General features: G+C 68.2%; 20 protein-coding genes. 14 read left to right on the top strand and 6 right to left on the bottom strand.

Annotation, left to right across the window (positions count from 1 at the left end):
• Positions 1 to 11: 11 nt before the first annotated feature.
• Complete coding sequence (locus WAB15_RS13980) at positions 12 to 1313, bottom strand: helix-turn-helix domain-containing protein (protein ID WP_407289223.1); 1302 nt, start codon at positions 1311 to 1313, stop codon at positions 12 to 14.
• Between the two features lie 1311 nt (positions 1314 to 2624).
• Between WAB15_RS13980 and WAB15_RS13975 the strand changes: the two genes are divergently transcribed.
• The 4 genes from WAB15_RS13975 to WAB15_RS13960 all read left to right on the top strand — a co-directional run bounded on the left by WAB15_RS13975 (position 2625) and on the right by WAB15_RS13960 (position 5283).
• Positions 2625 to 3224: a class I SAM-dependent methyltransferase gene (locus WAB15_RS13975; RefSeq protein ID WP_407286437.1), complete on the top strand. Its 600-nt coding sequence runs from the start codon at positions 2625 to 2627 to the stop codon at positions 3222 to 3224.
• Positions 3225 to 3435: 211 nt separating this feature from the next.
• On the top strand, positions 3436 to 4332 hold the full coding sequence (locus WAB15_RS13970) for an endonuclease/exonuclease/phosphatase family protein (RefSeq protein ID WP_407286436.1): 897 nt from the start codon (positions 3436 to 3438) through the stop codon (positions 4330 to 4332).
• A 98-nt stretch (positions 4333 to 4430) separates the two neighbouring features.
• Positions 4431 to 4676, top strand: a complete 246-nt coding sequence (locus WAB15_RS13965; RefSeq protein ID WP_407286435.1) for a hypothetical protein — start codon at positions 4431 to 4433, stop codon at positions 4674 to 4676.
• Positions 4677 to 4848: 172 nt separating this feature from the next.
• Entirely contained in the window at positions 4849 to 5283 is a 435-nt protein-coding gene (locus tag WAB15_RS13960; protein WP_407286434.1) for a JmjC domain-containing protein, read from the top strand.
• An 87-nt stretch (positions 5284 to 5370) separates the two neighbouring features.
• Here the strand turns inward: WAB15_RS13960 and WAB15_RS13955 are convergent, their stop codons facing one another.
• The 5 genes from WAB15_RS13955 to WAB15_RS13935 all read right to left on the bottom strand — a co-directional run bounded on the left by WAB15_RS13955 (position 5371) and on the right by WAB15_RS13935 (position 10165).
• Positions 5371 to 7245 carry an ABC transporter ATP-binding protein gene (locus WAB15_RS13955; protein WP_407289222.1) on the bottom strand — a complete coding sequence of 625 codons (1875 nt, stop codon included), beginning with the start codon at positions 7243 to 7245 and terminating at the stop codon, positions 5371 to 5373.
• Between the two features lie 224 nt (positions 7246 to 7469).
• On the bottom strand, positions 7470 to 7889 hold the full coding sequence (locus WAB15_RS13950) for a lasso peptide biosynthesis B2 protein (RefSeq protein WP_407289221.1): 420 nt from the start codon (positions 7887 to 7889) through the stop codon (positions 7470 to 7472).
• 5 nt (positions 7890 to 7894) lie between these two features.
• Positions 7895 to 8188 carry a hypothetical protein gene (locus WAB15_RS13945; protein WP_407286433.1) on the bottom strand — a complete coding sequence of 98 codons (294 nt, stop codon included), beginning with the start codon at positions 8186 to 8188 and terminating at the stop codon, positions 7895 to 7897.
• Entirely contained in the window at positions 8182 to 9936 is a 1755-nt protein-coding gene (locus WAB15_RS13940) for an asparagine synthase-related protein (protein ID WP_407286432.1), read from the bottom strand. The genes WAB15_RS13945 and WAB15_RS13940 overlap by 7 nt, the downstream gene beginning before the upstream one ends.
• A 70-nt stretch (positions 9937 to 10006) precedes the next feature.
• Complete coding sequence (locus WAB15_RS13935) at positions 10007 to 10165, bottom strand: hypothetical protein (protein ID WP_407286431.1); 159 nt, start codon at positions 10163 to 10165, stop codon at positions 10007 to 10009.
• A gap of 235 nt (positions 10166 to 10400) precedes the next feature.
• Here WAB15_RS13935 and WAB15_RS13930 point away from each other — a divergent pair, with 235 nt between their 5' ends.
• From WAB15_RS13930 to WAB15_RS13885, 10 genes are all read left to right on the top strand, one after another.
• On the top strand, positions 10401 to 11843 hold the full coding sequence (locus WAB15_RS13930) for a transcriptional regulator (protein ID WP_407286430.1): 1443 nt from the start codon (positions 10401 to 10403) through the stop codon (positions 11841 to 11843).
• A 61-nt stretch (positions 11844 to 11904) separates the two neighbouring features.
• Positions 11905 to 12279 carry a hypothetical protein gene (locus WAB15_RS13925; protein WP_407286429.1) on the top strand — a complete coding sequence of 125 codons (375 nt, stop codon included), beginning with the start codon at positions 11905 to 11907 and terminating at the stop codon, positions 12277 to 12279.
• Positions 12269 to 12700 (top strand): DUF6093 family protein, encoded by a 432-nt coding sequence (locus WAB15_RS13920; protein ID WP_407286428.1) that lies wholly within the window; start codon positions 12269 to 12271, stop codon positions 12698 to 12700. Before WAB15_RS13925 ends, WAB15_RS13920 begins: the two co-directional genes overlap by 11 nt.
• A complete protein-coding gene (locus WAB15_RS13915; protein WP_407286427.1) occupies positions 12700 to 13128 on the top strand; it encodes an HK97 gp10 family phage protein in 429 nt (142 codons plus the stop codon). The genes WAB15_RS13920 and WAB15_RS13915 overlap by 1 nt, the downstream gene beginning before the upstream one ends.
• Positions 13125 to 13574, top strand: a complete 450-nt coding sequence (locus WAB15_RS13910) for a hypothetical protein (protein WP_407286426.1) — start codon at positions 13125 to 13127, stop codon at positions 13572 to 13574. Before WAB15_RS13915 ends, WAB15_RS13910 begins: the two co-directional genes overlap by 4 nt.
• A gap of 124 nt (positions 13575 to 13698) precedes the next feature.
• The gene (locus WAB15_RS13905) at positions 13699 to 14316 is read left to right on the top strand and encodes a hypothetical protein (protein WP_407286425.1); all 618 of its coding nucleotides are present in this window, start codon (positions 13699 to 13701) and stop codon (positions 14314 to 14316) included.
• 80 nt (positions 14317 to 14396) lie between these two features.
• Positions 14397 to 14879: a hypothetical protein gene (locus WAB15_RS13900; RefSeq protein ID WP_407286424.1), complete on the top strand. Its 483-nt coding sequence runs from the start codon at positions 14397 to 14399 to the stop codon at positions 14877 to 14879.
• Positions 14822 to 15220 carry a hypothetical protein gene (locus WAB15_RS13895; protein WP_407286423.1) on the top strand — a complete coding sequence of 133 codons (399 nt, stop codon included), beginning with the start codon at positions 14822 to 14824 and terminating at the stop codon, positions 15218 to 15220. Before WAB15_RS13900 ends, WAB15_RS13895 begins: the two co-directional genes overlap by 58 nt.
• A gap of 37 nt (positions 15221 to 15257) precedes the next feature.
• The gene (locus tag WAB15_RS13890) at positions 15258 to 19538 is read left to right on the top strand and encodes a phage tail tape measure protein (protein WP_407286422.1); all 4281 of its coding nucleotides are present in this window, start codon (positions 15258 to 15260) and stop codon (positions 19536 to 19538) included.
• Positions 19538 to 20473: a hypothetical protein gene (locus WAB15_RS13885; RefSeq protein WP_407286421.1), complete on the top strand. Its 936-nt coding sequence runs from the start codon at positions 19538 to 19540 to the stop codon at positions 20471 to 20473. The genes WAB15_RS13890 and WAB15_RS13885 overlap by 1 nt, the downstream gene beginning before the upstream one ends.
• Positions 20474 to 20483: the final 10 nt, after the last annotated feature.

Below are 20483 nucleotides of genomic sequence, written 5' to 3'. Positions count from 1 at the left end.
CGCCCTCACTGTCACCTTGAGCCCGTAGGGAGCTCCAGTAGTTCGCGTAGGTCCTTCGCGGCTGGCATGGCCTGGTTCGCGCCAGGTAGCCCCTCGATCACCCGGCGCGCTCGCGCCCCCAGAATCGGCGTGCGGTGGGCCTCCGGCACGCGCAAGTAGGTCGCCGCAGCGAGCTGGCATGCCTCGGTGGCGCTGCGATCGTGCACGAGGCAGAGGGCGGCTTCCAGACGGAGGAGCGCGGGGTCGATGCCGGTGACCGCGGGATAGAGATTAAGCGCCTCTTCCTGAACTCTTCGCGCTTGGGAACTCCGCCCCAAAGCCGTGAACGCACCGCTGAGATAGAGCAGGAACCGCCTTACAGGAAAGGCGAAAGCGTCCTCCTCCGAAGTATCGGGAAGCTGATCGAAGATCAGCTGTGCGTCTCTGATGCGTGCTTCGGCGGCGGCTTTGTCTCCCTGCTGAGCCAGAGCCCGTGCTTCAGCAGCAGCGGCAAACGCTGCTGTATGGGAGGGTCTATTCCGCGTCATTATGCGAGCCTCGCGAGCGAGCGTGACGGCTGACTCCAGAGGGCCGTAGTAGTACGGCAGCATCGCTGCCTGCGCTCGCACACGCGCCCGCAGTTCTAGGTCTCCACTCTCGTCGGACGCGTGCCGGGCGGTGTTGTACCAAGACCGAGAACGCGACAAGTCCCCAAGCTTCATCAGAGAGTCAGCGATGAGGGTGGCCAGTACGGCAGTCATCTCCGCGAGACGAACCTGCACCGATGCCGGCTGGCGGTCTTTGGCCAGGTCTTCCACTTCCTGCAATTCGTCAAGGAGTTGCTTGAGCATCGCCGCTGGGGGTTTGGAGATGTATTCCTGTCGAGCCAGCAGGATCCGCTCGTCGATGAGGTCTAACTGCCCGAGGCTGACGCTTCCAGCGGCGAGCGTCCGGTCCACGGAGCGACGCACGGTATCAACGTGGTCGGCGAGGTCTGCCACTGGATAGGCATCCGGCAGTGACGAGGCGCGAAGCGATGGCGGCGCTGGGACAGCCCGGGTTGGTGGTCCATCGTCCCCGAGCCCCAGCTCGTGCGAGGTGGACCCGTAGTAGTCGCACAGCAAAGCGACCATCGCGGGCCTCGGAGTTCGCCCCCCGGTCTCCCACAGGCCCAGTTGATCCGCGTCTGCTCGAAGACGGTTCGGATCACGGCTCTCGCCGAGGCGCCGCAGATCCTCTCCTGCTTGCCTGAGCGTTAGGCCGCGAGCCAGTCGGTAGGCGCGAAGCCGTCTGACAGAGCAACACTCGTGGATCGCCGCAGCGGTTTGCGGCACAGACCAGCCCAGAGCCGCTCCTCGCTGGCGGATGCTCCGAGCGCACGTGGGCTTGTGGACTTCTGAACTGTCAGCCACGGAACCTCCCCAGGTCGATGGCTCAATGTAGGGGCGGGGTCAGAGCGTTGCCACGATACTCCGACGCTTTCCGTCGGCTTCTCCAACGGGAAAGTCAACTGCCCCCCCGGTAGGCGTCGGTTCTGACGGATGCGTCGGTTGAGCGAGAACTTAGGCCCGGCGAACGTTGCGTCCACGAACACTCCAGCCTTTCGTCATTGTCTGCCGAAACGGCCGGCTTCCGATACGTGCCAACGCCACCGGAGGGGAAGTCGTGATGACCGCCGAACACCAGCGATACCGGCCGAGCGAGGGTGACCGCGCTTACGACGCCAAGAGCGGCTGCGACGTCAAGGTGAAGACCGACCCAGGGGTCTACGCCCGAGACCGCGTCTGGGTACAGCCCGTCAGCGGGGGGCCGGGGTGGCCCGCCAAGTGCGCGGACTTGGAACCCGTGACGCCCAAGGAAGCGAGCGTCGAATGACGGCCCCAGGTTCCATCATCACTGCCCTGATCGTGGCTGCCATCGGCTTCCTCACCGTCTACGGACCCAAATGGAGACAGCCATGAAACACCCTGTGCCCCGAAGGAAACGGCTTCCCCGCCTTCGCTGGGCCATCCGTCACCCGAGTAAGACCCTCCGGCGGAACCACGCAAAGGCGAATGCCGCGCTCGACCGCGAAGGCTTTGGGCTCTTCCAGATCGTGGGAATCTGCGCATTCGTCGCCGCGGTCATTGGTTGGCTCACTGTTCAGTACTTCTCGCTCACCCCCTGATCCGGTTGCCGGGCGCAGCACGCGTTCCTGTGCCATTCGGGCACGGCTGCGCCCGGCGGCCTCACGAATGGTCATCTCCGAGGGGCTCGACCCCCATCGCCCCAAGGAGATGACCACCAGTTGGGGTCCCTCCGGCCACCGAGGCCACCGTGCGCCGAGAGCACGGGCGAGCCCGTGGATACGCGACGGAGGGACCGGCGCCGCTGCTGCCCGGGGCCGCCGTCACCTGTCCGACGGCGCGAGCAGTGCGCGCCCCGGCCGCCGCCCTCTGTGGGGGAGGTAAACGGCGGCCGGCCCAGCCCATCACGAAGCCCCTCCCGGCCACCGGGATCCCGGCGAACCGGGAGGCGCCAAACCGGGCACCACCACCCCCAGGTGCCCGGCCCCGTCGGCTCGGCCTGCCACGACCTGCCCTGAAGCAGGCCGAGCTGGCGGCGGTGAGGCCGGGCTTCCCAGTGACATAACGAAAGGTTGAGCAGTGCAGAGGGACGAACCGCCAACAGGTGCGCTCCAGGGTCGGCCGATCAAGCCGGCCGTCTGGGATACATGGGCGCGCGAAGGGCGGACCCCGTACGACATCAGCGTCGAGGAGATGCGCTTCCTCGTACACCAAACCTCGGGCCGATACGGTCAGGTCGCCATCGATGCCGGATGCGGGATCGGCAAATTCAGCCGAAGTCTGCGCCGCCTGGGATACCACGTCACGGGAATCGACTACTCGGTGTTCTCCCTGCGCTTGGCACGCGCCGAGGGGTGGGGGCCTCAGCTGAGGTATCTGCACGCCGACCTGGAGGACGGTGTGCCTCCCGGTCTTCCCCGTCACGACGTCGACCTGGTCGTTGCTCGCACGGTGGTTCCCTTCCTTACGAAGCCCGCCGAGTGGTTGCAACAGGTACGTGACCTGTGGCTCGCGCCCGAGGGGCTGGTCTACCTGGTGGTCCCCATTGGCAGCGAGCAGCCTCTTCAGCCGGGCCAGATGACCCGGGCAGATATCAGGGCCCTCTGCTCGGGGTGGCAGGTCGAGCGGCGGGACTCCGGCGGGCTAGCCCGGATCGTTCTCCGTCCCTCCACTCCATGACGCCGTGAACCGAGGTCGCAATCGGTTCCCCATCCCACCGCAGCCGACCACCGCACCCAAGACCGCTGGCGGGCCACTCCCAGACCGCCGAGCCAATCCACCCACTGAAGAAAGGCGAAGTGACCGTGAACGTCAACGAACTCCGCTTCGTGTCCTGGAACATAGGAGTGCTGTGATGAACCTCGTACGGCAGAGGAACAGCACTCTCACCGTGCTGTCGTGGAACTTCGAGCGGAACGGTGCGGACGACTCCGAAAGGCGCCTGCGCGCTCACGAACTGCTTGTCTCCCTCAACCCGCACCTCATCCTCCGCCAGGAGATGTGGGGAGCGGACGCCCGTGGCCGCGAGATCATGTACGAGCTGGAGGACGTCCTTGGGCTGAGGGGGTGGCTCGGCCCGAGATCTTCCACAGGAGTGTTCGCCGACCCGGCCCTGTTCCAGCCCTTGCGAGAGTGGCCCGACGTCGGGCCAATGTGGGTACAACCGCCGACCGCGCTGACGTTCCGCTTCGTCCCTGCTGGCTTCGACGCCATGCCGATGGCTGTGGTCTCCTACCACCTGAACTACGCCTCGTCCACGAACCGCCAAGCAGAGGCGGAGTGGCTGACGACCTGGGCCGACAAGAGGTGGACCACACCACAGGGCAAGGTAGCGCGGGTACCGGCCCTCCTCGCCGGGGACAATAATTCTTATCCCTCACCGGACGACGAAGACGTCCCGCTTCCGGAGCTGCGCGCCATTGCGGACGAGCCCCACCGCGTGCACCGAAGCGTCACCGACGACACCGGTCAGCGAGTGATGGACACGCGACCGGATCAGGTGCTGCGGCTGGCCGGCCTGGAGGACGTCGCCTGGCACTGCACGACCGCGCGAGGCGGTGGCGACAAGGCTCTGGCTCGGACAGTCAACGCCTGCGAAACCCACGGACCGGATTCGCGTATCGATCGGATCTACGCCACCACCGACCTGCTGCATGCGGTGGTCGGAGTGGACGTGATCGAGGTCCCGGAGGACGTCTCCGATCACCACATCGTCCGCCTGCGCCTCGACGCCGAGAGTCTCGCGGACATCCTCAACCGGCAGTCAGGCATGTCGCCTGCGGCCTAGCCGGGCACTGCCCACAACCCCCGGCCGCCGCAACTTCTGTGGAGGGGGGCCAGCGGCGGCCGGGCCCCTCCCCCCTCTGAACCCCCATGGAGATCACTGTGGAACAAACCACGACAATGCCGCCCGAGCAAGAATCGGACCTGGTCCGTCAGGTCAATCAGGTGTTGGAGCAGCACCCCATCAAGCAGGTCCTCTGGGATCTGCTGTCCCCTCAAGAGCTGCGGTTGGCTGAACAGTCGGCTCTCAACTCCGCTCTTCACGCAGCACTAGGCGAAGCACGGGCCACTGACTACTACCCACATCGGCGGCCGGACGGCAGCGTCGGGCACCTCATGGGCACCTAAGGGGGAACCGATGACAGCACCTACCGCGTCCGCAGCAGCCGTCGCCTTCGCGGCACGGCTCAGCACGGTCGCCGTGCCGCTGGTTCGTTCGGCCTCGTCCGTGCGTCATGTGGGCGGCCTGTTCAGCCCGTCCTGGCTCTCTTCCCTCCCACTGTCTGTTGAGAGGGTCCCAGTGACTCTGATCGACGGCCCGGACTTTCAGCGGGTGTCGTCCAACGACGCTGCTGTGGCGCTTCCCCGGACTCATTCCTACGAGAACCTGCACGTCCACGTCGACTGGATCCGTCGCGCCTCGTGTTCCCTGGAGTTGGCGTTGGGGCGGCGCGTTGCCTGTGCGGCGTACGCCTCGCAGGCTGGCGATACCTCTCTGGGCCCTCACGACGACGACTGGGATGGGGTCATCGTGCAGATGGAGGGGGCGAAGCAGTGGCACGTGTGGACGGACCCGCACAAGGGTCCGAAGGAGATCGTCACCAGGCTCGGTGACGTGCTGGTTCTGCGCCGGGGTGTCCCTCACGACGTCACCACGCCAGGGCGGTCGCTGCACCTGGCGTTCGCGGTCACCAATCAGCCCCGCGCGGTGGATCCGATGCTCGCCCGCATGTGAGGCGGTCCACGGGTGGCGGTGTGGGGAGAGGGCTCCAGCCCTCTCCCCACACCGCATTTGGCTAGGAGGCCGCGGTCTTGCCTCCGGTCACGTGCCAGCGGGCATTGCGACGCTGTGGACCGGTTGCCCGTCCGAGCCCCCTTCTTGCAGGCGGTGCAGCTCCGCGAACAGCCCGTCGACGGCCAGAAGCTCCGGGTAGGAGCCGCTCTCGATGATGTGCCCGTCCCTCAGGACGAGGATGCGGTCGGCGACCTTGGTGTTGGCGAGTCGATGGGTCACGAAGAGCACGGTGCGACCCGCGGCGAGGTGGGCAAGGCGGCTGAAGACCCTGTGCTCAGCGCGAGCGTCTAGGGCGGCGGTCGGCTCATCCAGGATGAGGACCGGGGCATCGCGGTGGAAGGCGCGGGCAATGGCGAGGCGCTGCCACTGCCCGCCGGAGAGGTCGTGTCCGCCCCACCAGGAGCGAGCCAGTGAGGTGTCGAGGCCCTGGGGGAGGTCGTCGATGATGGTGTCCGCCCCGGCCAGTTCGGCGGCCCGCCGAACGGCTTGGTCGCCGTCGCCTTGGGGTTGCCCGAGAGTGATGTTCTCCCGGGCGGCGAGAGGCCAGCGGGTGTAGTCCTGTGGGACCACGGCTGTCGTGCGCCACAGGGTCTCGGGGCAAAGGTCGGTCACGTCGTGTCCGTCCCAGGTGACCGTGCCGGCGCTGGGGAGGTAGAGGCCGGTCAGTAGTTTGGCGAGAGTGGTCTTGCCGGAGCCGTTCTCCCCGACAAGCGCGATGACCTCGCCACAATGGATGTCGAGGTTGATGTCGGCGACGGCGGCTTCACTCTTGCCGGGGTACGTAAAGGTGAGACTGCGGGCGCTAATCGTCTGGGGCCCCTCGGCAGGAGCGGGCGTGGTGCCACGACGCATTGCCCAGGTGTGTGCGCCGTCGAGGAACGTAGCCCAGTCGGCGATGTAGAGGCTGGTGGCAAACAGGCGGGCCGCGGCGCGGACTGTGCTGGTCAGGGCGCCACTGGCTGTGCGGACCACCAAGACGGTGGTACCTGCGGCGGCCACTGCCATGTGACCGGTGAGCATGAGGTAGACGATGCCGGACCACACGACTGCCAGCGCGAGGGTGGACAGCAGGTCACCCATGCCTTGGGTGAGCGCGGCCTGCCGCGCCGCGGTGAGCTGTTCGGTCTCCAGACGGCCCGAGATGATGCGGTACTGGGTGAGCAGGAACTTGCCCATGGTGCCCGAGCGGATCTCGGCCGCCGTCCCGCGGTCGGTGGTGTACTGCGCCAAGACCCTGCGCAGGCGTGTGTCGGCGAGGCTGCGGTGGGCAGCGTCGTGGTCGAGCCGGGCGGCGCGCGCCGCTCCCCACACCCGAGGGATGACGGCCAGGAGCAGCAGCGGCAGCAGCAGGATGTTGAGGGTGCCAACGACGACCACCGCGGCGACGAGCTGGGCACAGGCGGAGACGACGCTCTGCGCTCCGCTGATCAGCTCAGGAGTCTTCTCCGCACCCTGGGTGGCGGCGAACCGGGCGTCGTCGAACGCGGGGTTCTCGTATGCGCCGAGTTCGGCGTCGACGGAGGCGGTGATGACGGCGAGGTCGGCGTCGCGGTTGACCTGCGGGGCCAGGCGGTTGGCCGCATGGCGCGCGCCAGCGTCGGCCAGATAGCCGACGCACGCCGCCGCGGCGACCACTGCGAGCACAGGCAGCGCGTGATGGAGGCGTTCTGCGGCTGTGCCCGAGTCGAGGAGAGCAGCCAGCAGCGCGGATGTGGAGCGCAGTGCGACGGCCGTCAGGACGGAGTAGACGAGGGTGCATGCTGCCAGGGCGAGCAGTGTGCGGCGGTCCGCACGCCAGCTCAGGCGCCAGGCTCGTGCCAGAGTTGCGGGAAGCCGGGCGGCGATGGCCCGGGTACTGACGTTGATCTTCTCGGCGGAGTGGGTGTCGTCCTGCAACCGCATCACCGGCGGTGGTCCTGGCGTGGCAGCAGCGGCCGCCGTGGTCGGGAAAGTCACGCACCCATTGGCAGACAGGTGCCGACGCCCGCTCAACGTCGTTTACGTACTCTTCAGCGGATCGGGCCTGGTCACGTAGATCACAGGTCAATCGTGAGGCGCGAGATTCACTCTTTCGTGTGAGCCGGGGGCGGGGCGGGGAGGCTCATTTCCGGTCCCGCCCCCGGCGGTCAGGGGGAGGTGTAGACCGCAGTCCAGGGGTGATCGGCGCCGCCGGCTTCGTCGGACCCGATCGCGTTGCCGTCGGTGGTGGTCACCCAGGCGTGGAAGCCGGAGGGAAGAGTGCGGGCCCCCAGCACCATGCGGCACCTGCGGCCTGTCAGGGCGCTCGCCAGGACCGTGGCCAGTGCCCGTTCCTTGCAGTCGATCTGCCCGCGCCACCAGCGTGGTTGGCAGGCGATGACGGTCTGGTAGAGACGGCGGACATGCTGATGGTCGGCCGGGGGAAGCCAGCGGGTGGAGCGCACCAGCGCGATTCGTACGCGCATCCGGCAGCGGCCCGGCAGGCATCTGACTGCCAGGGCCACCAGCATGGCGAGGTGTGCCGGAACCCGCGTGCGCCCTGGCGGGACAACCGGCGTGTGAATCATCTGCGTCACCGCGACCACCACCAGCGCCGACTGCGTCGCGCCGTCGCATCGGTCAGCAACCCCATGGCCCGCAACTGCACCAGGTAGGCGTCGATCGCGGTGCGAGTGGCGGCGATGTCCCTGCCGACAGGGACGGCAAATTCCTCCGCCAGCCCCGCGATGCTCCCGCGGAGGGTGACGGCGTCCCAAATGCGGGCGCCGTCTCCTTCGAATATGGACCACTGCCCGGATCTGAGGTTCAGCACGGCCGTGCCACCGGGGCAGCGGGCCCAGTGGACGTGTGCGGCGGGGATCAGCACGCTTCCTCCAGCGGTGCGCTGTGGCCGGTAGAGGCCAGCCACTGGCACACCATCGTCAGTCGCTGAAGGTCGTACAAGGCGTGAGCCTGCGCGCCCTGGACACTGGCCAGCGTGGCGATTGCCGGTTCCGGATCCAGCAGACCGCCCGTCGCGAGCGCGCTGGAGCGGATCAGATGCGCGATGGCTTTGCGATGGTGGACCAGGCCCACGATGAACTGGCGACTGAATGAGCCCTTGCTCGTGCGGCTGGTCAGCCACCACGGCAGGTAGGGCAGGGCAGCGCCGAGCAGCGGCTTGAAGCTGGTCACGCCGTGCCGCTCTGCGGGGGCGATCGCGAAGGCGGCACGCACGACCTCGTTGTCCAGGTACGGATGCACTTGCCGTATCCCCAAGGAAGCCGCGAGCGGGGCCGTGTCGCGGGCATCGGCACCCACCAGTCGCAAGGAGGCGTGCTGTTCGAACACGTCGGCCCGTTCGGGCGTGCTCGCCTGCGCGGCCCCGCGCAGCAGCGCGGCGACCTGGTGACGTCCCGCGGGAGTGAGCCATCTGCCGGACTGCCCCAGATGGCACCACGACCACACCCCCGGCCGTTTGCCGTCGAAGGAGCCTGACTCCATCTGCGCCGCAGCCTCGTCCAAAGCACCAGCCACGCCGATGTCCGCGGACCGCGTGACGGACGCCCACAGATCACGAGGCGACCGGTTGCGGGCCCGCGCCCAGTTCGTGACCTCGCGGTGTGCCGCGCGCCGCTCCCCTGCCTGCACCATGGCGACCCACACGGCGCTGCACGAGTCGAGGACAACGTCTCCGCCATTGCCGGTGAAGTGCACGGGCAGATTGGCCGCGGGGCGCAGATAGAGTGCGTGCTGGCCCATGGTCAGGCTGGTGGCGGCAGGCTGCTCGGTCACCGGCTGCGAAGAGGACCAGCCGAAGGGCAACTGCTCCAGACCGCCCCACCCCACGTGGAGTTCGACACCGATGTGCTCGGCCACACGGCGGGCGAAAGCGAGATCTTCGGCACTGGTGTAGACGTCACTGTAGGTCACTGCACGCACTTTTCCGACACGGGCGGCAGTGATCGCCAACGCTGACGAGTCCAGCCCGCCCGAAACGTCCGCGCCGGCGAGACCGCCGACGTCACGCATTCGCCAATGCACGGACCTCTCCAGCGCCTGGCCGAACGCGGCAGCTCCCTCATCGAGCGAGGCGACCGGATCGATGCCGGTCACGTCGATGAGCTGCGGCCGGGGCCCGCCCAGGAGCAGGCCCTTGCCACCAGGAACGCCAAACACGCCCTCGTACACGGTGCGGTCCGGCCAGTGCTCGGATCCCGCCACCACTCGGGCAGCCACCAGGGCCAGATCGGGCCCCGCCTGACGCAGCTCAGCAAGCTCACGCGCACTGGTTGACCAGACGGTGCGCGCGCCGATCTCCGTGTGGAAAACGGTCCGGAAGCCTGCCAGGTCCCCGCACACAAACCTGTTGGTGCTGTTCTGCGCGACGACCCAGTAGGACCCAGGGCAACGCGTCAGGTCAGCCCATCGACCGTCCGCCGCGGCATCGAGCAACGCCGCCTTGCGATCCCGGCCCAGGCAGACGTCACCTGCCAGGACCACTCGTGCGCGCTCGTCCGCCATCGCCTCGACACGGCAGCCTGGCCCCACACCCACGCCGGGCATTCCCTCCAGTTGCCGCCCCTCGGTCCACGGACGAGCCGGAGGGCCGCCGGTGATCCATTCCTCGCTCATGCGCTTTCCCTTCTGCGACGAACCGGGGGCCGGCAGCTGCCGACCCCCGGGACCTACTCAGCGGCAGCGATCACTCGAACCACATGGCGCAGGAGTTGTCGCCGTCGTTGTTCGGCTGGCGCCCGAGGGTCGCGGCCTCCACCGGGAAGCTCTCGGGGAGCGCGATCACCGGAACGTCGGCCCGCTTCTCGGCCTGGACAGCCTCGACACCATCGGTGCTTGAACGCATGAGATACCTCCGTGAGTTGAGCTAGGTGTTCGCCGTGGCGCTTGTTCGCCGCGGCATCACCAGATCACCAAAGATCGAAGGCGACCGGAACTCGGTGAACGGCGGCGGAAGGCGGCGCTCATGGTGGCGAAGAAGCGGCGCGCCCCTCGGTGATTTACGGCGAAAAACTCGGAGGCGTTCCCGGCCGCGGTTTCCGCTTCTACGCTGGGGAGTTCAGCGGCATACGGAGGCGTCCATGGGAAGGCCCCCGATCGACCGGCGGCCCAACGAAATGCTCGCGCACTGGCTCACCCGCGCAGGCATGTCGAACGTTGAACTTGCGCGCGAGGTCACCCGGCGCGCCGCAGCACGCGGGGAACGTGGCATAGGCACCGACGAGAGCCGCGTCCGACGATGGCGCGCCGGCGAAACACCTCGCGGTGCCATTCCCCAGATCATCGCCGAGATACTCGGTGAACGCTTGGGGCTGCCACTCACCTGCCCGGACATCGGTCTTCCCAGCCCTGGAGCGTCACCACTCGCCGTTACCCCGGATCTGCCGTGGCGCTCCTCCACCACCATCGACGCCTTCGCACACCTCATCCGGAGCGAAATCATGCAGCCGCACACCCGCAACAGCGCCGACGCGGCGCGCGTACACACAGGGGAGCGCCTCCTCAGCCCCCTCCAGCAGTGGACTTCAGCAGCTCCCACCCCCCTGCTCGATGAGATGGAGCCGCCCCGAACACCTCGCTCCGGCCGCATCGGCATGACGGAAGTGGAAGGCATCCGCGCCGTCACGGCTACCTTCCGCGACGTGGACAACCGCCACGGCGGCGCCCTGTCTCGCAAGGCCGTGATGGCCCAGATCGGCGATGCGCTCGCCATGCTCGACAACTGCACGTTCTCTGAGGCGACCGGCCGTGCGCTGTTCTCCGCCATCGCCGACCTGGGGAGCGTGGCTGGCTGGATGAGCTTCGACTCCGGCCGCCATGAGAGCGCCCAACGCACCTTTGTCGTTGCGCTCCATGCCGCTGCGGAAGGAGGCGACAAAGCATTGGGGGCGCATATTTTGCAGTGCATGGCTCGGCAGATGTCCCACCTTGAGCACTACGATGACGCGCTCGACCTGATCGCCCTCGCACAGTACGGGGCTCGCCGGCAGATGTCGCCAGCTACCACCTCCATGCTCGCCTCACTGGAAGCCCGGTTCCACGCCATCCTCGGTGCCCTGGACGAAAGCGAGCAGGCGGCTGGCCGGGCGGAAGATGCGTTCACCCGGATCCACGCGGATGAAGAGCCGTTCCACATGGCCTTCTATGACGCGGCCGAGATGTCCGCCACTCTAGGGGTAGCCCACCAGATCGCCGCCAAGAAGAGTGAGGGCGCCCACCGAGCACGCCGCGCTGAGAAGTCCCTGCTGCTGATGGACCAGGCCCTCGGACTCCGGCCAGAACACCGTGTGCGCTCCAAAGCGTTCGACCACTTGGGATTGGCACGCACCCATCTGGCCGTTGGGGAACTTCACGGCGCGCAGCTGGAAACGAGTAAGGCCCTGGCCCTCTTCGGGACCATCAGTTCTCGCCGGGTAGCAGACCGCTTGATTGAACTGCATGATGAGGCAGGGCAATTCGCGAATAGCTCACCAGCAGCTGAACTGCGTCAGCAGATTGGTCAGGCGGTCCCTACACCGGGTTGACCGTCGCCTTCATGACAGCGTCGCGCTGAAGCTGTCCGACAGCGGGCTTAGCGTCGTTTGAATGGATCACAACAACGACGAAAACCTGCACCGAGTGCAGATCACGGCTCGCGGCGCGAAGGCCGCGATCGAAGTCGACGGCCAGCGGATGGACCCTGGTGCCCTGAGTGGCTACACCGTCACCCACCGAGCGGGAGAGCCGCCGCAGGTAGTCCTCTTCTCCACGGATGGCGTGGAATCCGCCTTCGAGGGGCTGGCCCGCCTCGCGGTTGCTGATATGCCCGACCCTGGCCCGGCCGCCGCGGTCTTCCTGGCGGATATCGACGCCGAGGAACTGGAGCGTGCCGCGCTGGCCCGCCCTGACCTTGGCACCGGTCCCCACTCGCTGACACTGGCGATGCTCACTCAGCTCGGGGAGTGGGCTCGTGGCGTTTGACGTGGACGGGGCGCGGCGTGTGGTGGGGCGCATCCTGGACGACAAGTTGGAGGCGTGGCGAGACAGCGGCGGCCGTGCTGACGACGTGCTGGATGAGACAACGGGAACCCTGGTGCCGCCGGCGCCGGACGAGGTGCTGATCTGGGACGGGCTCGGCGCGGTCATGCCGCTCGGCCGCCCGGCGATCACCAAGCCGCTGGACGGCGCGGTCGTGCAGGAACCGCTGACCACCGACTACCAGGCAGTGCTGCCCGTGCGGGCCCCCGAACTGCGGCCGGATGACGTAATTCGCGTCGCCGGGTCCGTACGGCCAAGCGGCCCGCGTGACCCCCAGCTGGTCGGTCGCCGCTTCCGGGTCTCGGACACGGCCGTGGGCACCTACAGCGTGGTGCGGATCGTCAGGGTGCAGGTGATCACCTGATGGCGCCCGCGAACCTGCACCCGAACGCCCACCCCGACGCCACGGCGTTCCGGGACCCGATCGCGCTCGCTGCCGCGCTGGCACGGATGGGCCCGGCCGCACGAGCTCGTACACGCACCATCACCCGGCATCACGCGATGCTGCTGCGCGTCCGTATCCAGCGCAACGCCTCCGGCCGCCCAGGACCACGGGTGATCACCGGCCAGTACCGCGCCTCCTGGGATGTGAGGATGAGCACCGGCGGCGGGCAGGCGACGGCGGAGGTGTTCTCCGACGCCCCGCAAGCACGCAGGTTGGAGTACGGGTTCGTCGGCGTGGACTCGCTCGGCCGTCACTACCGGCAGCCGCCGTACCCGCATGTCGAGCCCGCCTTCCGGCAGACGCAGCCCGCCTTCATCCAGGCCCTGGCAGAGGGAGTGCTGCCGTGACCGCTGCACGCCTGCCCGTCACTCGGGCGCTCGCCGCACTCATCGAAACGGCCACCGGCAGGCCATGCGGGATTGGTGAACTTCCTCGTGTTCGAGGAAAGTCCGGGGAATGGGAGCCTGCGACCTGCCCGTACGCCATCCTCGACTCGCTGCCGGGGGAGTTCAGCGGTCCTCCACTGTCGGACTGGCACGCGGACGCGGCCTGGACCTACCAGGTGACCTCGGTCGGGGAGCGAGACGACCAGGTGCAGTGGTTGTCCGACCGAGTACGCGCCGGCGTCGTCGGCCGCCACGGCGGACGATGGGCGCATGACCTGCCCGTTTCCCAAGCACGTGTGATCGACCGGGAGTTGGGCTACGACGCTGCTGGAGAGCCTTCTGTGTCGGCGGCAGGCGCTATCGTGTCCTACGTGCAGCGCGTCACCATCACGGTGACCCCTGCATAGACATTTCTTCTGACCTCACCGCGGAGGCCCGCGCGGACGCTAGGCCCCAGGCCAGGCGAACCCCCTTTGAATCAAGGGGCAGGGCCTCGGCACGGGACGCTGCCCCAGAAGCGGGAGCGGACCTGTGTCCCTGAAGAAGTCCTCCACCCAGACCCGATTCCTCCGGCGTGGCATCTCGAAGGTCTACTGGCTCAAGCAGATCAACGACCCGAAGCGGCCGTCGCGCACGGAGATCTCCGAGCCCAACCAATTCGACCTGACCAACGCCGTCTCGGATATCGAGGGCTGGGCGCTGGAGAACGACCCGATCGAGACCCCTGACCTCGGCTCGACCTTCAACTCCTCGATCCCCGGCAACGACAAGGCCGAGAACAGCTCGCTGACGTTCTACGAGGACCGGCACTCCGACGCGATTGAGCAGCAGCTGCCCAAGGGCGCCAAGGGCTACGTCGTGCTGCTCCGCAAGGGCGACATCCCCGGCTCCCGCTCGGTGGATGTCTTCCCGGTACAGGTCGCCACCCGCGCCGCGACCTACTCCACCGGCAACGAGGCTGCGAAGTTCAAGGTCGACTTCACGATCACCGAGACGCCGACGCTGGACGCCGTGGTGCCCGAGGCGTTCCACACCCTCCCAGTGCCGGACGAGGACTGCGACGACGACCACGATGCCGAGCACGTTGACGTGACCGTCGTGAGCACCACCAAGACGGCCGCGACCATCACCGAGCACGGCGAGGACTGAGCGTGCCGCGCCCCGCACCGGCTAAGAGCCCGTCCCTCCCCCGCGCCGAGGCGCCGGCGGAGGGGGCGTGGGCGGCCAAGATGAACCGCCTCCGCCAGCGCAAACGGCCGCAGAGCACGCTCCTCATCTGCGACGACGACCAGCTCCGCAAGCGCGTCGAGGAAACCGAACAGGCCGCTCAGCGCGCCCGGATCTTCACCGAAGCCTCGCCGGACGACGAGGCCGCAGCTCAGCGCGCAGTCCAGGCAGAGGCCGCTGCTGAGCAGGCCCGCGCCGAGCTGGATGACGCCTCGGAAGTCCTGACCTTCCTCGCCCTGCCACGGGAGGTCTTCGAGGAACTGATCGCCCAGCACCCGCCGACCGAGACGCAAGCCGAAGAAGGCGCCGCGTTCAACCCGGACACCTTCCCCGCAGCTCTGGTCTCGGCCGCATCGTTCGACGGCATGAGCCGCGAGGAGGCCGAGGAGCTGCTGAACAGCTGGTCGGCCCCGGAAGCCAACGAACTGTGGGAAGCAGCCTGGCAAGTGCAGCAGAAGAGCCGGGTCGAGCTGGGAAAAGGCTGAGCCGTGACACACAGCTGCGGGCCGAGCTGGAGCTGTGCGCCGCCTACGGCATCCCGCACTCCCAGTTCCTCGGCGGCGACGGCCGATGGTCGGAGCTGGACCGGGCCAAGGCTCTGGCTTGGGCGGAGTGGCAGCGGGCGGTGTGTCCGGAGTGCCACACGCGACTGGAGGAGTGGGACCGACAGCGCGGTGGCGACCCGCACGCCTACGTCACCTCAACCTTGCGCTGTCCCGGCTGCGAGCTGATCGAGCAGGAACGCGACCACGTTCCCACCGACCGGTCCGGCTACGGCGTGAAGATCCAGCTCCTTCCGCGCGAGCTGCACCCCGACCACGCCTGATCCAACCCGCACAACGTATGTAAGGAGGCCCACGGCGGTGGCCGGGTTCACCCTGACCGTGGCGATGCGCGCCGAAGTCCGCGACCTGATCGCGGGAACTCGCGCTGCCTCCGGCCAGATGCGGACGATGGCCGACCGCACGGACGCCGCCAACCGCTCCCTGGCCCGCCTCGACGCGAACGGGGCGCGTCTCGCTGGCCAGTTCGCCGTGCTGAATCGCTCCACCCGCTCGGCCGTCGGTGAGTTGAACCGGATCTCCGCTCGCGCCGCAGCCGCTCGCGCCAGCCTGCGCGCAGCCGGTGACGACGGAGCTCGATCCATGTCCCGGCTCCAGCGCGCCACGGCCGGCGCAGGGAGGCGCGGCATCTCGGCCACCAACATGCTCGCGGGTGGCGGCCTGCTGTTGGGCGCGGGCGAGTTGGTCGAGGAAGGCAACCGCTACCAGAAGCAGATGAACCTGTTCCGGGCGGTCACGAACGCCACCGCCGGACAGATGAAGCGCGCCGCCGCCATGGCGCAGGAACTCGGCAACGACCTGTCGCTCCCGGGCTCAACGGCGGCCGATGCAGCCGAAGGCATGGTCGAGCTGTCTAGGGCCGGTTTCCGCGCCGACCAGAGCATCGACGCGGTACGAGCCTCGCTCCAGCTCGCCTCCGCAGCCGACATCGACGCTGCCACATCGGCGCGGTACTTGGGCGACATCATGGACCAGTACGGTCTCGGTGCCGACCAGGCGGCCAAGGCATCGGACACGCTGGCCGCCACCGCGAACAACGCCTCCGGCTCGATCACCGACATCTACTACTCGATGCGGTACGCCGGACCAGTCGCCAACGCGCTCGGTGTATCGCTGCAGGACACGGCCGCCGCCGTGGGCATGCTCGGCAAGAGCGGCATCCTCGGGCAGACAGCCGGAACGAGCTTGCGAGGGATCTTCGCGAACCTCGCTGCCCCAACGCCCCAAATGAAGGGCGCCCTCAAGGATCTGGGGATCGACGCCTGGGACGCGCAAGGCAAGTTCAACGGCTTGCGCGTCGTGATCGACGGGTTGTCGAAGGCCGAGCACAACCTGTCGCAGAAGGACTTCACCGCCGGGGTGACCAAGGCATTCGGCAAGCCCGCGCTCTCCGGCGCGGCGGCACTCGCCCACCAGGGCACCGAATCCTTCGACGCGCTGTCGGTGGCGGTGCGCCAGACCGGGGCTGCCGCGTCCATCACCGCGTCGCGTGGGCAGGGCCTGACCGGCGCGATGACACAACTTCGGACCCAGGCCCGGCAGACCGGACTGGCGCTGTACCAGGGAATGGCGCCGGGCTTGGAGTGGGTTACGCGCCTGCTGACGCGTGGTATGGCGGGGGCGACGCCGTACCTGACTACCGCACTGGAGTACGGCCGCAACCTTGCTGTCTTGTACGGGCCGGAACTGAAGGCCAAGACCCAGCAGGGGCTTGGCGGCCTGATCGAAGAGGTGAAACGTTTCGTCGGCCCGCTCAAGGAGCTGGGCGAAGACGCCCTGGCGACCGGCTTGAACCTGCTGATCAATGCGGGGGAGGCCCTGGGCGAGGTACTGGGCAATGCGGCCGACGGTGTGGAGCCGATCGTGTCCGCCGTCGCCGACCTGGGCAAGGAAGGTGGTGCGGCCGCCGGCACGCTGGACATCATCGCCACCGTCGCGAACATCGCGATGGTCGCCGTCTCGGGCCTGTCCGCCGTCCTCGTCCCGGTTGGCCACGTCGTGGGCGGGCTGGTCAGCGTGTTCGGTGCACTGCCCGCCCCGATCCAGTCGGCGGCTCTGGCGATGCTGCTGCTCCGTCGGTCCCAGCCGACCCTGATGAACCTGGCGACCACCATGACCGGACCGGTCCGGTCCGGCATCCAGTCCTTCAACCAGCAGATGCAGGTCCAACAGCGCCTCGCCGCCGCGTCCGGCGTCAGCGTTTCCCGGTACGGCGCGGCCTGGGCCGCCGTACAGGCCCGCTTTGGGTTTCTGGGAAACATGACGTCGGCGTTCCGCAGCGCGAACGGAGCGGGCGTCACCTTCACCGGCACGCTCAACGGGATGAGCCGCGCGGCGGGATCGGGACTACGTTCAGCAGTCAGTGGCATCACCGGCGCGCTCGGCGGCCCGTTCGGAGTCGTCGTGGCGGGCGTGTCCGTCGGTCTCGGCCTGTTGGCCGCACGGCAGCAGCGGGCGGCGCAGGCCGCAGCCGAGCATCAGTCCCGCATCTCCTCCCTGACCTCCGCGCTGCGCGAGTCCGGCGGGCAGATCGACAGCAACGTCCGCAACCAGGCCGCCCAGGCCCTGCTGGACACGAAGACGGAACAGGGGCAGCTCACCAAGGTCATGTCGGATGCAGGTGTGCCGCTCGCATCCCTCACGGACGCCTACCTCGGCCAGGGCACGTCCCTGGACGCGCTGCAGAAGAAGCTCCAGGCCACGGCTGACAGGCACAAGGTGTGGAAGGACGTCGCCGGAGGCAAGACGACCACGCAGGAATACTCGCCTCTCGGGCAGCAGTACAAGGACGCGGCCGACGCGCTCGGGACAGTGAAGGGCGAGATGGCCGGGGCGATGAAGAACGCAAAGGAGCTGGCCAAGGCCACGAAGGGCGCCGGGGACGGCACGTCCGCCTACGACCGGCTCAAGAGTGCCGTCGGCGGACTGGCCGACGAGACGGCCGACGCCGACACCCGCACCCGCTCCCTCAAAAGCGCCCTCGATCTCCTGTCGGGCGGCCAGATCTCCCTCCAGGCGGCGAAGGCCAAGGTCAACTCCGCCGTGCTGGAACTCAAGGAGGGCGGTAAGAACGTCAACCGGGAGCAGGGCTATGGCGGCAAGCAGCTCGTCAACCGGGACAAGACCCTTAACACCACAACGCGCAATGGCCAGCAGCTCTACACCCAGCTCACGGCCCTGTCCGACGCGGCAGCCGACGCCAGCGTGGCGACCTTCGACCTCGCTCAACGCAACGGCGAGACTCTTCCAGCTGCGCTCGCAAAGGCACGCGGGGAAATGAGCCGTTCCCGCTCGGCGGCCATCGCGGCGGCCCGTAGCTACGGACTGACCAAGACCCAGGCCGAGGGCGTCGCAGACAGCCTGGGCCTGTTGCCATCGAAGGTGTCCCTGCTGCTCCAGACCAAGGGCATGGACTCCACGCTGGCGAATCTCATCGCGGTTCAGGCGGAGTTCCACCGGCTGCCAAAGGCCAAGACGATCAAGGTCGACTCGCTCAGCGATGGCGCGCAGAAGAAGCTGCGCTCCCTCGGCTTCACGGTGCGGACGGTGCCCGGCACTCGACAGATCAAGATCACCGCTCCCACCGCTGGCGCGCGGAAGAACCTCGACGGGCTGATCGACAAGCTTGGCCGAACCCCCAACCGCAAGAACGTCCACGTTTCCGCCCCCACGGCGGCCGCCATCAAGAGCCTGGAGGCGGTACAGGCCAAGATCCGAGCCACGCCGGGAGCGAAGCATGTGACGGTCCGCGCCCCCACCGCGCAGGCACGCAAGGAACTGGAGGCGCTCGGCTTCCGGATCGAGAAGGTCCCACGCTCCAAGAACGTCAAGGTCATCGTCCCCACGAGCGGTGCCCGAAAGTCGGCTGACTCCATCCAGCGGCGGATCGACGCGCTGCGCGGCAAGTCGGTGACGGTCACCACCCGCCACGTGACCATCTTCGACACGCTCCGCAATGAGCCGGCCACGACCGCAGACATCTTGCGCCGCCAGGCTGACAACCTGCGCAAGCAGGCACAGGGGCACGCCCAGGGCGCTGTCGTCGACTACTACGCGGACGGTGGCATCCGTGACGGCGCGCTTCGGCCGCGCCGCCGTGAGCAGCACGTTGCACAGATCGCCCCCGCAGGCTCATGGCGCATCTGGGGTGAACCAGAGACTCAGGGCGAGGCGTACGTACCCCTCGCGGCGTCGAAGCGGGATCGCAGCAAGGCCGTTGTGGAGGACGTCGTCGGCCGCTTTGGCGGGCAGGTGGAGTGGTTCGCCAACGGCGGGCTCACTGGTCGGACCAGGCGCGACTACAGCCCCGTGGTGGCCAGCTCCTTCAAGCGCGCCCGGAGTGCGGAGGTGATGGCGGGCGTCGTCCGCGCCTTCGACGTCCGCACCGGTGGCGACCGCGCCCGCACACGCGTGGTCGACGGCCGCGCCGGCGGGCGCGTCCAGGTTGTCGTGGTGCGCGAGCAGCAACCGCTGATCGGCACCATGCCGGTCACCGTCACCTCCAGCTCCGCGACGCCTGAGCAGATCGGCACAGAGATGATGCGCAACCTGCGCAACGCCCAGCGTGGCGGGAGGGTTTGATGACCACACCACTGAAGAAGTCCCCACCCATCGAGCTGACCCCATGGCAGTTCGAGATCGGCGGCGTCGTCCTCGGCACCGGCACCCGTATCCCGATCGGGGACATCGAAGGTCTCGGGTCGCCCGCCACCCGCCCGCAGGACGTCGACAATCCCACCGGAGACGGCACCTACCCGGGGCAGGACTTCTACGGCCCGCGCACCATACGCATCGAGGCTGGCATCAAGACACCAGGCGACCCGGTGGCAGCGGCCGACCTCCTCGCCCGCCTGGAGCTGGCCGTCGATGACCCGGCCGCCCGCATTCGCCCTGACGGACGGGCCGTCTTGCGCGGCCGCTGGCCCGGACACCGCACACGCCGCCTCTACGGGCGCCTGAGGCGCGTGGAGGCCACCAGCACCGCCAACGCGATCAACGGGTGGATACCTCTCGATATCGAGTTCGCCGGTCTCGACCCGCGCTGGTACGACGACGAGCTGTCGCACCTAACGCTGGGCTTGGACCAGGCCGCCGAGCACCAGCACGACGACCGCACCGTGGACGAGGTGTTGTGCGAGCCCGCCGGATGCGATCGCGCCAGCCCGGACGACCGGCCCGGCTGGATCACTAACCGCGGCAACGTCGCCTCGTGGCCGAGTATCCGCGTTCACGGGCCGGTCTCCAACCCGCGCATCTGGAACACCGTCACCGGTCGCGCTCTCGAACTCGACCTGTCGCTGCGTGCCGGGGAGTGGGTGGAGATGGAGACCCGACCCAGAACCCGGTGGGCGCTGCGCAACGGCGTCACCAACGTCGCGAATGACCTCACCCCCGCCTCGCGGCTCGACCTGTTCAGCATCCCGCGGGGCCGCTCGGAGATCGGCTGGAGCGCGGAGGACCCCACCGGGACGTGCCGACTCGACGTGTCGTGGCGGTCGGCGTACACCGCCCTGTGAATGGAGCACC

Source organism: Streptomyces sirii, from assembly GCF_045690365.1.
Classification (GTDB): Bacteria; Actinomycetota; Actinomycetes; order Streptomycetales; family Streptomycetaceae; genus Streptomyces; species Streptomyces sirii.
The sequence above is the reverse complement of the archived record's forward strand: the minus strand, read 5'-3'. Positions and strand labels throughout refer to the sequence as shown.

Excerpts from the sequence above, each read along its gene's own strand:
- WAB15_RS13950 (WP_407289221.1), bottom strand. The coding sequence starts at position 7,889 with ATGATTCACACGCCGGTTGTCCCGCCAGGGCGCACGCGGGTTCCGGCA.
- WAB15_RS13925 (WP_407286429.1), top strand. The coding sequence starts at position 11,905 with ATGGATCACAACAACGACGAAAACCTGCACCGAGTGCAGATCACGGCT.
- WAB15_RS13900 (WP_407286424.1), top strand. The coding sequence starts at position 14,397 with ATGAACCGCCTCCGCCAGCGCAAACGGCCGCAGAGCACGCTCCTCATC.
- WAB15_RS13930 (WP_407286430.1), top strand. The coding sequence starts at position 10,401 with ATGGGAAGGCCCCCGATCGACCGGCGGCCCAACGAAATGCTCGCGCAC.
- WAB15_RS13955 (WP_407289222.1), bottom strand. The coding sequence starts at position 7,245 with ATGCGGTTGCAGGACGACACCCACTCCGCCGAGAAGATCAACGTCAGT.
- WAB15_RS13885 (WP_407286421.1), top strand. The coding sequence starts at position 19,538 with ATGACCACACCACTGAAGAAGTCCCCACCCATCGAGCTGACCCCATGG.
- WAB15_RS13915 (WP_407286427.1), top strand. The coding sequence starts at position 12,700 with ATGGCGCCCGCGAACCTGCACCCGAACGCCCACCCCGACGCCACGGCG.
- WAB15_RS13935 (WP_407286431.1), bottom strand. The coding sequence starts at position 10,165 with ATGCGTTCAAGCACCGATGGTGTCGAGGCTGTCCAGGCCGAGAAGCGG.
- WAB15_RS13940 (WP_407286432.1), bottom strand. The coding sequence starts at position 9,936 with ATGAGCGAGGAATGGATCACCGGCGGCCCTCCGGCTCGTCCGTGGACC.